This window comes from Winogradskyella ursingii (genome assembly GCF_013403975.1).
In the GTDB taxonomy this organism is placed as follows: Bacteria; Bacteroidota; Bacteroidia; order Flavobacteriales; family Flavobacteriaceae; genus Winogradskyella; species Winogradskyella ursingii.
Genome location: NZ_JABFDH010000005.1, coordinates 316,701 through 331,081 on the forward strand (window position 1 = coordinate 316,701; position 14,381 = coordinate 331,081).

A 14,381-nucleotide genomic window follows, 5' to 3' on the forward strand; every position below is an offset into this window, starting at 1 on the left:
AAAACGAATAAGAGATAAAATTGAAAATCCTAGATTGGTACATACTAAAGCGCTATTTGTTAACATTTTTAATGATGCTTTTGCTTTTTATTCCTATTGGAATTACGGTAGATTTAGCCGAAAAAGTAGGCAAGATTTTAGAAAATAAAGCGCCATTTGGTGAAGTAGCTAGCTATTATCTTGATTTTACTGTTTATTTCGCAAATCTACTTTTTCCGCTGTTTTTATTTCTTTCAGTAATTTGGTTTACTTCAAAATTAGCTAATAACACAGAGATTGTTGCTTTTTTAAGTTCAGGTGTTTCTTTTTCTAGATTTTTGAGGCCATATATTATTGGTGGCACCATCGTAGCCATCTTCTCATTGTTTTTAGGAATGTATTTGGCTCCAATTGCTAGTCAAGGATTTAACGAGTTTAAATATAAATATCTTAAAAAGCATAAGCAAATTCAGCAAACAAATGATGTTTACACACAGATAAATGATAATGATTACATCTATGTAAGCAGATTTGTACCAAACAATAAACTAGGTACAAATTTTACCTACGAGCATTTTGAAGGCAATGAGCTGAAATATAAAATCTTTGCTGATAACATAAGATATATTGAGGAAGATTCGATTTACAGATTAACCACATTTGTGAAACGAAGTTTTGATAACGGTGTAGAAACAATCGAAAAAGCGCGAAGTAAGGATATGGATTTACCTTTTGAGCTTGAAGACTTAACACCAGTAGAATACGTAGCCGAAACAAAACCTTATGGAGAGTTGCTCGATTTTATTGAAGCCGAAAAACGTCGAGGATCATCCAATATTGGTCGTTACGAAGTCGTAAAACTTAAGAAATGGAGTATACCCGTTTCAATTTTTATATTAACCATCATTGCGGTTGCTGTTTCTTCTGTAAAACGTCGCGGAGGTATGGGAGTCAATTTAGCTTTAGGTATTGCCATTGCTATGATTTACGTGTTTTTTGATAAGGTATTCGGTGTTATGGCAGAACAATCCAATTTTCCAGCAATTATCGCAGTTTGGTTTCCTAATGTAATATTTGGTATTTTAGCTATTTACCTGCTACAAAATGCCAAACGCTAAACTCAGGAATTATCTTCATTTACATATACTGGTATTTATTGCTGGTTTTACTGCAATCCTTGGTGAGTTAATTACTATTGGTGCGTTAGCTTTGGTCTGGTACAGAATGCTAATTGCTGGCATCCTGATGTTCATTTATATCAAATTTGTAAGGCTGAATATCAAAATTAAAAGACGAACGTTTTGGCAATTTTCTGCAGCAGGTATCATAATAGCATTGCATTGGATTACTTTTTTTGAGGCCATTAACCAAGCAAATGTATCTATTGCTCTTGCCATGTTTTCGTCTGGTGCTTTTTTCGCTTCATTTATTGAACCAATTTTTTTTAAAAGACGGATTCTCGCTTATGAAATTATTTTTGGAGTTATTGTTATTCTGGGAGTGTTTCTTATTACAAGTAGTGAACTGGGCTATATAAACGGAATTATTTTAGGATTGCTTTCTGCCTTGTTCTCAACTTTGTTTGCCGTAATTAATGGAAGATTTATTGAGCGTTATGATGCTACGGTCATTTCATTCTATGAGTTTATAAGTGGAGTTGTGTTTCTTACTGTTTTTATTTTGTTATCTGGTGGGAGTTTCGATGCTCAATTTTTTACACTCTCAAATTCAGATTGGTTATACATTTTCATTTTGGCATCAGTTTGTACGGCCTATGCTTTTATAGCAGCGGTTGAAATTATGCGTTTTATAAGTCCGTTTACCGTAATTTTAAGTTACAATTTAGAACCGGTTTACGGTATATGCATGGCGTTAATTCTTTTCCCTGAAAAGGAGAAAATGTCTTCTCAATTTTATATGGGTGCGATTATGGTGATTACAATTGTGCTTTTAGACGCAATATTTAAAAATTATAGATTGAGAAAGCTTAAGAAAACTACCAATTCTAATTAAAGGTTTTCGATTTTCTTACATAATATCTATTTTTGTATTTAAATTCAACCGACGACACTTTAATATATTATTACTAAAATATTAAATTAGAATACGTAGGTTTGTAACCTAACTAACAATTAAAATTAACTTCAAATTGTATGGAATATTTAGAGTTTGAATTACCAATAAAGGAACTCGAAGAACAACTCGACAAATGCCAGATTATAGGAAAAGAGAGTGATGTCGATGTGACTGAAACCTGCAAACAGATTGAAAAAAAGCTTGCTGAAACTAAGAAGGACATCTACAAGAATCTAACGGCGTGGCAACGCGTGCAATTATCTAGACATCCTAACAGACCTTATACCTTAGACCATATTAAAGCTCTCTGTGGCGATTCGTGGTTAGAGTTGCATGGAGACAGAAACGTTAAGGACGACAAAGCTATGATTGGTGGTTTGGGAAAAATTGGAGACCAATCTTATATGTTCATTGGTCAGCAAAAAGGGTATAATACCAAAACCAGGCAGTACCGTAACTTTGGAATGTCCAATCCAGAAGGTTATCGAAAAGCACTTCGCTTAATGAAATCTGCCGAAAAATTTGGAATTCCCGTGGTGACATTAATCGATACACCTGGTGCCTATCCAGGATTAGAAGCAGAAGAAAGAGGTCAAGGTGAGGCCATTGCGAGAAATATTTTGGAAATGGCACGTCTTAAAGTGCCTATTATTACCATAATTATCGGTGAAGGTGCCTCAGGTGGAGCTTTGGGAATAGGAGTAGGAGACCGGGTAATGATGCTTGAAAACACATGGTATTCTGTTATTTCGCCTGAATCATGTTCATCAATTTTGTGGAGAAGCTGGGAGTATAAAGAGCAAGCAGCTGAAGCATTAAAGCTTACCGCAAAAGACATGAAACGTATGAAGCTTGTAGATCTAATTATTAAAGAGCCTCTTGGAGGTGCGCACACAAATAGAGAAGCAACTTTTTCTGCTGTCAGTTCTGCTATTGAAAAGGCATATAATGAACTTAAAAACTTATCACCAAAAGATCTTGTTAAACAGCGCATGGAAAAATATGATAATATGGGTGTTTATAAAGATTAAATTCAACATACATAGGTGACCGAAAAAACTGAAGCATTCATGTTTCGGTTTTTTTTGACGCTATCAACAATATATTTAAGTTATTAACAGTTAAATTGTTAATGAAGTGTTGAATTGTAAACGCTTCTAAAAACAGTTTATCGATAGTATTTAGCTACTTTCGCATCTTATGAAACAACCGAACCCAATACAAGGCTACAAAGTCGATAAAAGCACAATCATTAGTTTGGAAAAAGGAAAAATACCACCACAAGCTGTTGATTTAGAGGAAGTTGTGCTTGGTGCCATGATGATTGATAAAAAGGGTGTGGATGAGGTTATTGATATTTTAAGCGCTGAGGCTTTCTACAAAGATGCTCATAAACACATTTTTGAAGCAGTTTTTAAATTATTTGAAAATAGTGAACCAATTGACTTATTAACCGTTTCAAGCCAGCTGAAGAAAGACGAAAAGTTAGATGTTGTCGGAGGGGATTTTTATCTCATTTCACTGACTCAACGTGTATCGTCTTCAGCACATATTGAGTTCCATGCGCGTATTATTCTTCAAAAATACATTCAACGTAGTTTAATAAAAATTTCAAGTGAAATTATTGAGGAAGCCTATGATGAAACCAAAGATGTTTTCGATTTATTAGATAATGCGGAAGCCAAGCTATATGAAGTCACTCAGGGCAACGTAAAAAAATCTACAGAAACAGCGCAAAGTCTTGTAATTCAGGCTAAAAAGAAAATTGAGGAAATTTCAAATAAAGAGGGTATGAGTGGTATACCTTCTGGCTTTGATAAGTTAGATAAATTAACATCTGGTTGGCAACCAAGTGATTTAGTAATTGTAGCAGCACGTCCTGGTATGGGTAAAACTGCTTTAACTTTGACCATGGCAAGAAATATTGCTGTTAATAGTAATATTCCTGTGGCATTCTTTTCTTTGGAAATGTCGTCAGTTCAATTGATAACACGTCTAATCTCCAGTGAAACCGGACTTTCTTCAGAGAAATTAAGAACTGGTAAATTAGAAAAGCACGAATGGGAGCAGCTTAATGTAAAGGTAAAAACGTTAGAAAAAGCTCCTTTGTTTATTGATGATACTCCATCGCTATCAATTTTTGATTTAAGAGCAAAAGCACGACGATTAGCCTCACAATATGGCATTAAAATGATCATAGTGGATTATTTGCAATTGATGACAGCTGGTGGAAGTCAAAAAGGTGGAAATCGTGAACAGGAAATATCTACCATTTCACGTAACCTAAAAGCTTTGGCAAAGGAATTATCGATACCGGTAATTGCTCTGTCTCAGTTATCGCGAGCTGTTGAAACTCGTGGTGGTAGTAAAAGACCGTTATTGTCTGATTTACGTGAATCTGGAGCTATTGAGCAAGATGCCGATATCGTATCATTTATATACAGACCGGAATATTATAAAATTGATGAGTGGGATGATGAAGAACGCTCACCTACGGAAGGTCAAGGTGAATTTATAGTTGCAAAACATAGAAATGGTGGTTTGGAAAATATTAGGTTAAAGTTCATTGGACACCTCGGTAAATTTGATAATCTTGATGATTTTGATACACCATTTGGTGAATTTCATTCTAAAATGAATGCTGCTGCAAACGATGATACCTTTAGACCAGATTCATTCACATCCTCTCCGAGTGATGCCTTTGATCCGCCTGAGGATGATGGAGTGCCTTTTTAACAGCAATTTAAGTCTATAAAAACTGTTTTTTGGCTTACCTTTACATCTCTATTTTTAAATAATTTATTCGCCTCATGCTAGAACAAAGACGTACAACAAATATGCTATTGTTGGTAATTGTTGTGCCACTGATATTTTATCTACTTAAGATTTTATCCTTCATATTCATTCCGTTGATATTTTCAATGTTTATCGCATTATTGTTTTTGCCGATTATGCGAAATCTTTCACGCAGAAATGTACCTAAATTCATTAGTATTATCATTGTGTTGTTATTGGTATCTGCAGTGGTCATGGCCGGAATTGAATTGGTAAAATTATCAAGTAAACAAATTATGGCCAATAATACTGAGTTCATGGCAAAGGCAGAGGTAAAAGTAGCCAACTTAAAGGACTATCTGTCTGAAAATTTTGGCGCTGAATTTGAGGAAGACCAAACCATGCTGGGACAACTTTTCGCAAAAGAAAACTTAGGCACAACATTCGGATTTTTAAGGACATTCTTTACAACTTTGCTAATGACGGTTTTCTTTGTAGTACTGTGGTTGGCAGAATCTATAAACGTCCATAAACTTTTAAACAGTACACTTTTAAAAAGAAGGCATACCTCTATAAAAACCTTTATGAAAATTGAAAAAGACCTTATTAAATTCATTAAGGTTAAGTTTTTGGTTAGTGCACTTACAGGATTGTTTACTGGTTTGATGTGCGTGTTTTTTGATGTGAGCTTTCCTATTTTTTGGGGACTATTTGCGTTTGTTATTAATTTTGTACAAATGGTAGGCTCTTTTATTTCGGTAATTTTACTCTCCATTTTTGCTTTTGTAGAACTAGACCCAACAAGTAATTTGTTTTTCTTTATTCTCTCAATTACAGGCGTACAAGTTCTTTTTGGTGCTATTTTAGAGCCAATTTTTATGGGAAAATCGTTTTCCATAAATGTTATTGCTGTTTTGGTAATGCTCATGTTTTGGGGTTTTTTATGGGGAATCCCTGGTTTAATTATGGCCATACCAATAACGGTTTTCATAAAGATAATTTTGGAACAATTTCCGAGTACAAAAGTTATTGCCAGTTTACTCTCAGGAAACCAAACAAATCCAAGCGATTTGTAAAAGTGACGAGAAAAAAACTGTAATTTTAAGTATCTTTCTACTTCAAAATTATAAGTATGGTTCACGGTACCCACAATGCGTTAGAAGACTCAAGAAATAACGATATTTTAATTTCAATTAATGATGAATTATTTCCTCGTAACGATGCTAAAATTTCGGTATTCGATAGTGGTTATCTAGTAGGTGATGGTGTTTGGGAAGCTTTAAGATTGCACCAGGGTGTTTTGGTTTTTCAAGATGATCATTTTAATCGCCTATGGCAGTCGGCGGCAGCCGTTGGAATGAATTTACCTTTTACTAAAGCAGAACTCGCTAAAAAAGTTTGGAATGCTCTAGATGCCAATAACATGACAGATGGTGTTCATGTTAGAATAATGGTGACTCGTGGTATTAAGAAAACACCATCCCAAGATCCTAGACTAACGATTTCCGGACCAAATCTGGTTGTAATTCCTGAATATAAAAAAGCATCAAAAGAATCAAAAGAAGAAGGAATTACTCTCTTTACAAGTACCATTAGACGAGGGTCTCCAGATTATTTAGATCCACGGTTAAACTGTCATAGTAAACTTCACGAAGTGCAAGCACTAATCCAAGCCATCCAGGCTGGTGCAGACGAAGCTCTTATGTTAGATATTAACGGATTTGTTGCTACTTGTAATGCTACTAATTTTTTCATTATTAAAAATGACGAAGTTTGGACTTCAACAAGTAAATATTGTATGAATGGAATTACTAGGGGCAAAGTGATTGAGGTTTGTAAAGCGAATGACATTCCGTGTTTTGAAAAAGATTTTTCGCTTTTTGATGTTTATGGCGCAGATGAAGCCTTTGTAACAGGAACTTTTGGTGGTTTAACACCTGTTATCAAAATTGATGGCCGAACAATTGGATCAGGTAATTATGGTAAAAACACCAAAAAATTGAGTGGGCTTTACAATGATCTCATCGAAAAAATGGTAAATCATGGATAATATAAAACGTATTTGTCTTTGGTCTGGACCTCGTAATATCTCTACAGCATTAATGTATTCTTTTGCCCAAAGAAGCGATACAAAAGTTTTTGATGAACCGCTATACGCTTATTATCTCTCTAACCATCCCGAAGCGCACCAATACCATCCTGGAGCAGAAGACATCTTAAGCACCATGGAAAATAATGGGGCAGAAGTTGTGAATATGATGTTGAGAAATAACGAAAAACCTGTATTATTTTTTAAGCATATGACACATCATCTACTGAGTTTAAATCGAGATTTTATGAAGAATACCATAAATGTGATCTTAACTAGAGATCCAAAAGACATGCTTCCCTCTTTTGATAAGGTTATTGAAAATCCCACTATTAATGATGTGGGTTACAGCCTTCATACGGAATTATTAAATTATTTTCAGGATAATGAAATTCCATTCTCAGTTTTAGATTCTAAAAAAGTGCTTTTAAATCCTGAAAAAACGCTGAAAAAATTATGTGAATTCGCTAATATTCCTTTTGAAACCAACATGTTGAGTTGGATCCCTCAAAAAAGAAAAGAAGATGGTATTTGGGCCAAATACTGGTATGACAATGTGCATAAATCTTCAGGTTTTTTAAAGTATAAAACCAAACAAGAACAATTTCCCAATCATCTTAAACCACTTTTAAATGAATGCTTGCCTCATTATAAAGAGCTGCTGCAACATACAATTTAGATTCTTAAAAGAATGGTAAATCCATTAATGGACACTAAAAAATGATTATATTTCGTTTTAAACCCATGACATTGAAAAACCTGCACTTTCTAATTATTTCGCTTTTTTTAGGTCTGAACGTTCATGCATCCTACATCCTAATTCCCATGGATGCAGAAACTCAGGATAATCATTTAAAAGCATACGGTGTGACTTATTGGACTTTGGAGCGTGAGCTAAAAGTAAAGTGGTTATTGAATTATAGAGGAGGCTCTTTCTTATTGCCAGATGCGGAAATAATACAGCGTGAATGCCAAATCAGAGGTGTTTCTTTTGAAGTAATTTCCGACTCACAAGCTGCTCAAATCTTAGCTGACATTAGTAGTCCTGCTGTGAATCAAGAGGCTGTGGTTTTAGAAAAAGCTCCAAAAATAGCGGTCTATACACCATATGGAAAGCAACCTTGGGATGATGCAGTAACTATGGTTTTGACTTATGCCGAAATTCCATATGAAACTATTTACGACGAAGAAGTTCTAGAAGATGAATTGTTGTTATACGATTGGTTACATCTTCACCATGAGGACTTTACCGGACAGTTTGGAAAATTTTATAGTTCGTACCGCACGGCAGCTTGGTATATTGAAGAAAAAAAATCGGCTGAGGCATTAGCAGAAAAATTAGGATATAGTAAAGTTTCAGATGCAAAATTGGCAGTCGCACTAAAGATTAGAAATTATGTTGCAGGTGGTGGCTTTATGTTCGCTATGTGTTCTGCAACAGATAGTTTTGATATTGCGTTATCAGCAGAAAATGTCGATATCTGTGAACCTATGTTTGATGGTGACGGTAGCGATGCTGGTTACCAGAACAAAATAGATTTCTCCAAAACCTTTGCATTCAAGGATTATATATTAGAACGAAACCCCAACGTTTACGAGTTTTCATCTATTGATATGACTCGAAAACGTCAAATCCCGTTTCAAACTGATTATTTTTCTTTAATGGAGTATTCGGCAAAATGGGATCCAATACCTACAATGTTAACACAAAATCATACTGCTTTGGTGAAAGGGTTTATGGGACAAACAACATCTTTTACCAGAGATCAAATAAAGTCTAATGTTTTAGTAATGGGTGAGAATAAAACAAATGGCGAAGCCAAATATATACATGGCATTAAGGGAAAAGGCTTTTTTACATTTTATGGCGGTCATGATCCTGAGGATTATACCCATAAAGTCGGTGACCCTAAAACAGAACTAGATTTACACCCAACATCTCCAGGCTATAGGTTAATTTTAAATAACGTATTATTTCCTGCGGCAAAAAAAAAGAAGCAAAAAACTTAAATAACTGATTGTAATGTTTGCACTTAAGCAATTTTTTAGATTGTTTTTTTATTCTATCATTTTTTGGTCGTTTGCTTTTTGCTTTTTCATTCTAATAAGATATTTTGCAAGACACCAAGAACGTGTAGAAACTGAAAAATTAGCAGAAATGGTGACTGCTTCTGAATATTTAATTTTTGGAGTTCTACTAGGCGTAATGGTAGCTATTGTCTATTCCATTGTAGAATTTATTTTCGATAAGTTTCTTTCTAGGATATTACATCTCGGTCTAATACTTTTAGTTAAGTCCTTTATTTATTTAGGCTTTTTAATCTTTTCTTTAACGTTCATTGCTCATTTAGCGGAAGCTTATATCCAAGTAGATTTTCCTAATGAAAGAGGTTGGTGGATATCAAGCAAGATATTTTGGTTGGTAACGGCTTATTTTATTTTATGCTCCTTATTTTTTTCATTCATAAGAATTTCTAATAATAAATTTGGAAGAGGTGTTATTCTAAATATGCTTTTAGGTAGATACAGGAAACCTAGAGAGGTAGAACGTATTTTAATGTTTATAGATTTGAAATCTTCAACAACTATAGCCGAGAAACTAGGTCATTTAGAATACAGTAAGTTTATTCAAGATTGTTTTTATTATTTAAATCGAACGGTAGACAAATACAATGCAGAGATATATCAGTATGTTGGTGATGAGGCCGTTTTAACATGGCGTGTTCCACAAGGTTTCAAAAGGTTGAATTGTTTAAGGATTTTTTTTGAATATGATAGGAAACTAAAAAAACATTCTAAATACTATATAAAAAAATACGGTGTTGTACCTGAATTCAAAGCGGGTGTACATTGTGGAAAAATTATAATAACCGAAGTGGGTACAATTAAAAAAGAACTTGCATATCACGGAGATGTGATAAATACAACATCTCGCATACAAGAACTTTGTAATGATTATAATGAATCTTTATTGGTTTCAGAGGAATTGCTGAACCATTTAAATTTATCTTCGAAGTATAAAGCAGAATCACTAGGAAATGAATTATTGGAAGGGAAAACTGAATCTCTTAAATTGTTTGCAATAAATAAAATATAGAATATTGAAATTAAGTAAATAATTTTAAAAAGAATGAAAACATACTGTGAACAAAATATAAATCTTATTTAAATCGAATTAATAAAAAGTGGGTTATAATGAGATTCTTTCAAAAAGAAATTAGGCTTCAAACTTATCCAAGAGGGTTTCACTTAATTACTTCAGATGTGTTAAATGCCATTCCTGAAATTAGTCAGCTTTCAGTTGGACAATTGCATGTGTTTATAAAGCATACTTCGGCTAGTTTAACCATTAATGAAAATGCAGATCCTACGGTAAGGTTGGATTTTGAAAGCCACATCAATAAAATGGTACCAGAAAATCAGGCCTATTACAAACATACATTTGAAGGATCAGATGATATGCCGGCACATATTAAGGCTGCTTTAATGGGAAGTTCTGTTCAAATTCCTATTACAAACGGTAAATTAAATATTGGTATTTGGCAAGGTATTTACTTTTGTGAACATAGAAATAATGCTTCTGGAAGGCACCTTGTAATTACAGCTTTTGGAAGCTAAAAGAATTAATAGAAAACAAAAAATCCGATTCTAAAGAATCGGATTATTATTAAAGCGAAATGTTATTATTAATATGGCTAAAAAGCCTTACTTAACTTTGTTTACTATAGCTTCAAAAGCTTCTGGATGATTCATTGCTAAATCCGCCAAAACCTTACGGTTTAAGTTGATATTATTAGCTTTTAAACCTCCCATTAATTTTGAATAGCTCATTCCATGTTGTCTAGCACCTGCGTTAATACGCATAATCCATAAAGCACGGAATGTTCTCTTTTTGTTTCTGCGGTCTCTATACGAATATTGCATCGCTTTGTCCACAGCATTTTTTGCTACTGTCCAAACGTTTTTACGTCTTCCAAAGTAGCCTTTTGCTTGCTTAAGAACCTTTTTTCTTCTAGCTCTTTTTGCAACTGAATTTACTGATCTTGGCATTTCTTTTAATTGTTTTTTGTAGTAGGCGGTCTTTAAATTGACACTTGCTAAATATTTTTGCCTAACTCCAGGGTTTATAAATTGTTTTAACCGGTTAAAATAATCTTACTTTAAACGTAACATTGTTTTAACATTGTCCTCATCGTGCTTATGTACCAAAGCATCGTGGGTTAACTTAAGCTTACGCTTTTTAGATTTTTTTGTCAAAATATGACTCTTAAAAGCGTGCTTTCTCTTAATCTTACCGGTGCCAGTTAGTTTGAAACGTTTCTTAGCACTCGATTTTGTTTTCATTTTAGGCATTTTGTCCTTTTTTTAATTTTACGTTTCGCTTATTTTATGCTGAACTTGATTCAGTATTTTAATTTTTAGTAATTAACTTTATTAAAAGCTATTTATTTTTCTTAGGAGCGATGAACATTATCATTCGTTTACCTTCAAGCTTTGGCATTTGTTCTACTTTACCATACTCTTCAAGGTCTTGAGCTAATCTCAATAATAATATCTGTCCTTGTTCCTTAAAAACAATCGATCGTCCTTTAAAGAAAACAAAAGCTTTAAGCTTTGCCCCGTCCTTCAAGAATTTTTCGGCATGTTTCTTTTTAAACTCATAGTCGTGGTCATCTGTGTTAGGCCCAAACCTAATTTCCTTAACCGTGACTTTGGTGGCTTTTGCCTTTAACGCTTTTTCTCGCTTCTTTTGTTCGTAAAGAAACTTCTTATAATCCATTACCTTACAAACAGGAGGTTTCGCATTTGGCGAAATCTCTACAAGATCTAAACCTTGTTCATCGGCAATGGATAAAGCTTTTTTGATAGGGTATATTCCTATTTCGACATTATCTCCGACAAGTCTTACTTCTTCAGATCTAATTTTAGAATTAATTCTGTGCTTATCTTCTTGAGATGCACGTCTGTTGTAACTCCTTCTGTTTCTACGTATTGCTATGACTTATATATTTTAATTAAACGTTATTTATTTAAAAGTTTTTAAACTTTTATTTACTTTTCTATTTATAATTTCTATGAAATCTTTAGCACTTATTGTGCCAAGATCTTCACCTCCGTGCTCTCGAACAGTTATTGTATTATCCTCCTCTTCTTGTTCGCCTACAATAATCATGTACGGGAACTTTTGCATTTCAGCTTCACGAATTTTCTTACCAACAGTTTCGTTTCTGTTATCCGTAAGGGCGCGAATTTCGGCATTTTCTAGCAAATTTAAAACTTTTTCGGCGTATTTTTCATATTTCTCACTAATAGAGATAATAATTACCTGCTCTGGCATCAGCCAAAGTGGGAAATTACCGCCTGTATGTTCCAATAAAATAGCTACAAAACGTTCCATACTTCCAAAAGGAGCACGATGAATCATTACAGGTCTATGCATTTCGTTGTCACTACCTTTGTAGGTTAATTCAAAACGTTCTGGTAGGTTATAGTCAACCTGTATGGTGCCTAGTTGCCATTGACGACCAAGAGCGTCTTTTACCATAAAGTCTAATTTTGGTCCGTAAAAGGCGGCCTCTCCAGTTTCTACGACAAAATTTAAACCTTTGTCTTTTGCTGCATTCAAAATAGCAGTCTCTGCTTTATCCCAATTTTCGCTACTACCAATATATTTATCCGGATTTTCAGGATCACGCAGAGATACTTGTGCAGTGAAGTTCTCAAAACCTAAAGAACCAAAAACATATAGCACTAAGTCGATGACTTCCTTAAATTCAGCATCTAATTGGTCTGGTGTACAAAAAATATGTGCATCATCTTGAGTGAATCCTCTTACACGCGTTAAGCCATGCAACTCACCACTTTGCTCATATCTATACACTGTACCGAATTCGGCAAATCGTTTTGGTAATTCTTTATAAGAAAATGGTCTGGAATTATATATTTCGCAATGGTGCGGACAATTCATAGGTTTTAAAAGAAACTCTTCTCCTTCAGCTGGTGTAGTAATAGGTTGAAAACTATCTTCGCCGTACTTAGCATAATGCCCAGAAGTGACGTAAAGTTCTTTTTGCCCGATATGAGGTGTAACCACCATTTCATAACCGGCTTTTTTCTGTGCAGCTTTTAGGAAGTTTTCTAAACGCTCCCTTAGTGCGGCACCTTTTGGCAGCCACAATGGCAATCCTTGACCTACTTTCTGAGAGAAAGTAAACAGTTCAAGTTCTTTGCCCAATTTTCTGTGATCACGTTTTTTAGCCTCCTCTAATAAGTGTAAATATTCGGTGAGTTCTTTCTGCTTTGGGAACGAAATGCCATAAACTCTAGTTAATTGCTTCTCATTTTCATCTCCTTTATAATATGCTCCGGCAACACTCAAAATTTTAACAGCTTTTATAATTCCGGTATTCGGAATATGCCCACCGCGACATAAGTCAGTAAATGTGGAATGATCGCAAAAACTTATTGTGCCATCTTCTAAACCTTCGATAAGATCAACCTTATAATTATTATTGTCTTTATAATAAGATAACGCTTCGGCTTTTGAAACTTCTCGCATTTTAAAGTCGTGCTTACCACGAGCAATTTCTATCATCTTATTTTCAATTGCCTTAAAGTCTTTCTCAGAAATTGTACCCTCGCCTAAATCAACATCATAGTAAAACCCATTTTCAATCGCAGGACCAACCCAAAGCTTCACGCCAGGATATAATTCCTCTAAAGCTTGAGCCAAAACATGTGCAGACGAATGCCAAAATGCTTTTTTACCAGCTTCGTCTCTAAATGTATATAAAGTTAGACTACCATTAGTGGTTAAAGGAGTGGTGGTTTCAACAACATTATCGTTGAATTTTGCTGAAATGACATTACGAGCAAATCCCTCGCTAATATCTACAGCCACTTCATAAGGTGTCACACCTTTCTCAAAAGATCTAACCGAACCGTCAGGTAGAGTAATTTTAATCATTATATATATGGTATAAATTTTAGCCTACAAAGATATACCTATATATATAATGGACAAAGTGAAGTTTCCTATAAATTTTAGTAGTGCTTTGCTTTAGCCTTTTTGAAGGCGGAAGCGTGGCGCTATCCAATGTGTCTTTGTTTTCAGGCCAAGTTCGAGGATTCTTTGACTTAGCCTTGGCTCAGTTTAGAGGCTATTTCAAGGGCGCGTAAAGGAAAGCGTGATACCGCCATGGCTTTAGTACGCTTGCCATTATGCTTTATTGTCGGGAGAAAATATATTTTTTTCAGTAGCAAGTCTTTGTTAGACAGGATGTTGAAAGAGTGTTTTTAAATATCTCAAAATATTTTCAAAAAAGGTGTTGCGGGAATGAAAAAGGGTTCTATATTTGCACCCCGAAACAAAGGCAGCATGTCAAGTTTCAGGAGTTCATTGCCATACGAAGCGTCACCGAAAAAAGAATTTCAAATTTTTTTCAGATAGGTGTTGCGGGAA

The 14,381-nt window shown here is 34.4% G+C and carries 14 protein-coding genes; 10 read left to right on the top strand and 4 right to left on the bottom strand.

The features are described from left to right. The first annotated feature begins 20 nt into the window (after positions 1–20). The 10 genes from HM983_RS14255 to HM983_RS14300 all read left to right on the top strand — a co-directional run bounded on the left by HM983_RS14255 (position 21) and on the right by HM983_RS14300 (position 10,537). Complete coding sequence (locus tag HM983_RS14255) at positions 21–1,097, top strand: LptF/LptG family permease (protein ID WP_179346401.1); 1,077 nt, start codon at positions 21–23, stop codon at positions 1,095–1,097. Next, on the top strand, positions 1,084–1,992 hold the full coding sequence (locus HM983_RS14260) for a DMT family transporter (protein WP_179346402.1): 909 nt from the start codon (positions 1,084–1,086) through the stop codon (positions 1,990–1,992). Before HM983_RS14255 ends, HM983_RS14260 begins: the two co-directional genes overlap by 14 nt. A gap of 140 nt (positions 1,993–2,132) precedes the next feature. Beyond that, the gene (locus tag HM983_RS14265) at positions 2,133–3,086 is read left to right on the top strand and encodes an acetyl-CoA carboxylase carboxyltransferase subunit alpha (protein ID WP_179346403.1); all 954 of its coding nucleotides are present in this window, start codon (positions 2,133–2,135) and stop codon (positions 3,084–3,086) included. Positions 3,087–3,255: 169 nt separating this feature from the next. After that, positions 3,256–4,791 (top strand): replicative DNA helicase, encoded by a 1,536-nt coding sequence (gene dnaB, locus HM983_RS14270; protein ID WP_179346404.1) that lies wholly within the window; start codon positions 3,256–3,258, stop codon positions 4,789–4,791. A 74-nt stretch (positions 4,792–4,865) separates the two neighbouring features. Next, entirely contained in the window at positions 4,866–5,906 is a 1,041-nt protein-coding gene (locus tag HM983_RS14275) for an AI-2E family transporter (protein WP_179346405.1), read from the top strand. A gap of 56 nt (positions 5,907–5,962) precedes the next feature. Further along, complete coding sequence (locus HM983_RS14280; RefSeq protein ID WP_179346406.1) at positions 5,963–6,880, top strand: aminotransferase class IV; 918 nt, start codon at positions 5,963–5,965, stop codon at positions 6,878–6,880. Next, positions 6,873–7,598 carry a sulfotransferase-like domain-containing protein gene (locus tag HM983_RS14285; protein WP_179346407.1) on the top strand — a complete coding sequence of 242 codons (726 nt, stop codon included), beginning with the start codon at positions 6,873–6,875 and terminating at the stop codon, positions 7,596–7,598. Before HM983_RS14280 ends, HM983_RS14285 begins: the two co-directional genes overlap by 8 nt. 146 nt (positions 7,599–7,744) lie before the next feature. Continuing rightward, positions 7,745–8,929, top strand: coding sequence for an asparagine synthetase B (locus HM983_RS14290; protein WP_179346427.1), 1,185 nt, complete (start codon positions 7,745–7,747; stop codon positions 8,927–8,929). Between the two features lie 13 nt (positions 8,930–8,942). After that, positions 8,943–10,016 (top strand): adenylate/guanylate cyclase domain-containing protein, encoded by a 1,074-nt coding sequence (locus HM983_RS14295; RefSeq protein ID WP_179346408.1) that lies wholly within the window; start codon positions 8,943–8,945, stop codon positions 10,014–10,016. A 98-nt stretch (positions 10,017–10,114) separates the two neighbouring features. Further along, positions 10,115–10,537, top strand: a complete 423-nt coding sequence (locus HM983_RS14300; RefSeq protein ID WP_179346409.1) for a secondary thiamine-phosphate synthase enzyme YjbQ — start codon at positions 10,115–10,117, stop codon at positions 10,535–10,537. 87 nt (positions 10,538–10,624) lie between these two features. Here HM983_RS14300 and rplT read toward each other — a convergent pair whose 3' ends face one another. From rplT to thrS, 4 genes are all read right to left on the bottom strand, one after another. Then, a complete protein-coding gene (gene rplT / locus HM983_RS14305; RefSeq protein WP_179346410.1) occupies positions 10,625–10,969 on the bottom strand; it encodes a 50S ribosomal protein L20 in 345 nt (114 codons plus the stop codon). 105 nt (positions 10,970–11,074) lie between these two features. After that, positions 11,075–11,272, bottom strand: coding sequence for a 50S ribosomal protein L35 (gene rpmI, locus HM983_RS14310; RefSeq protein WP_179346411.1), 198 nt, complete (start codon positions 11,270–11,272; stop codon positions 11,075–11,077). An 88-nt stretch (positions 11,273–11,360) separates the two neighbouring features. Further along, on the bottom strand, positions 11,361–11,912 hold the full coding sequence (gene infC, locus HM983_RS14315) for a translation initiation factor IF-3 (protein ID WP_179346428.1): 552 nt from the start codon (positions 11,910–11,912) through the stop codon (positions 11,361–11,363). A 33-nt stretch (positions 11,913–11,945) separates the two neighbouring features. Beyond that, a complete protein-coding gene (thrS, locus tag HM983_RS14320; RefSeq protein ID WP_179346412.1) occupies positions 11,946–13,886 on the bottom strand; it encodes a threonine--tRNA ligase in 1,941 nt (646 codons plus the stop codon). Positions 13,887–14,381: the final 495 nt, after the last annotated feature.

Bases quoted from the DNA above. Each gene is read 5' to 3' on its own strand.
- HM983_RS14260 (WP_179346402.1), top strand. From the start codon at position 1,084: ATGCCAAACGCTAAACTCAGGAATTATCTTCATTTACATATACTGGTA.
- HM983_RS14265 (WP_179346403.1), top strand. From the start codon at position 2,133: ATGGAATATTTAGAGTTTGAATTACCAATAAAGGAACTCGAAGAACAA.
- dnaB (WP_179346404.1), top strand. From the start codon at position 3,256: ATGAAACAACCGAACCCAATACAAGGCTACAAAGTCGATAAAAGCACA.
- HM983_RS14275 (WP_179346405.1), top strand. From the start codon at position 4,866: ATGCTAGAACAAAGACGTACAACAAATATGCTATTGTTGGTAATTGTT.
- HM983_RS14280 (WP_179346406.1), top strand. From the start codon at position 5,963: ATGGTTCACGGTACCCACAATGCGTTAGAAGACTCAAGAAATAACGAT.
- HM983_RS14285 (WP_179346407.1), top strand. From the start codon at position 6,873: ATGGATAATATAAAACGTATTTGTCTTTGGTCTGGACCTCGTAATATC.
- HM983_RS14290 (WP_179346427.1), top strand. From the start codon at position 7,745: ATGGATGCAGAAACTCAGGATAATCATTTAAAAGCATACGGTGTGACT.
- HM983_RS14295 (WP_179346408.1), top strand. From the start codon at position 8,943: ATGTTTGCACTTAAGCAATTTTTTAGATTGTTTTTTTATTCTATCATT.
- HM983_RS14300 (WP_179346409.1), top strand. From the start codon at position 10,115: ATGAGATTCTTTCAAAAAGAAATTAGGCTTCAAACTTATCCAAGAGGG.
- rplT (WP_179346410.1), bottom strand. From the start codon at position 10,969: ATGCCAAGATCAGTAAATTCAGTTGCAAAAAGAGCTAGAAGAAAAAAG.
- rpmI (WP_179346411.1), bottom strand. From the start codon at position 11,272: ATGCCTAAAATGAAAACAAAATCGAGTGCTAAGAAACGTTTCAAACTA.
- thrS (WP_179346412.1), bottom strand. From the start codon at position 13,886: ATGATTAAAATTACTCTACCTGACGGTTCGGTTAGATCTTTTGAGAAA.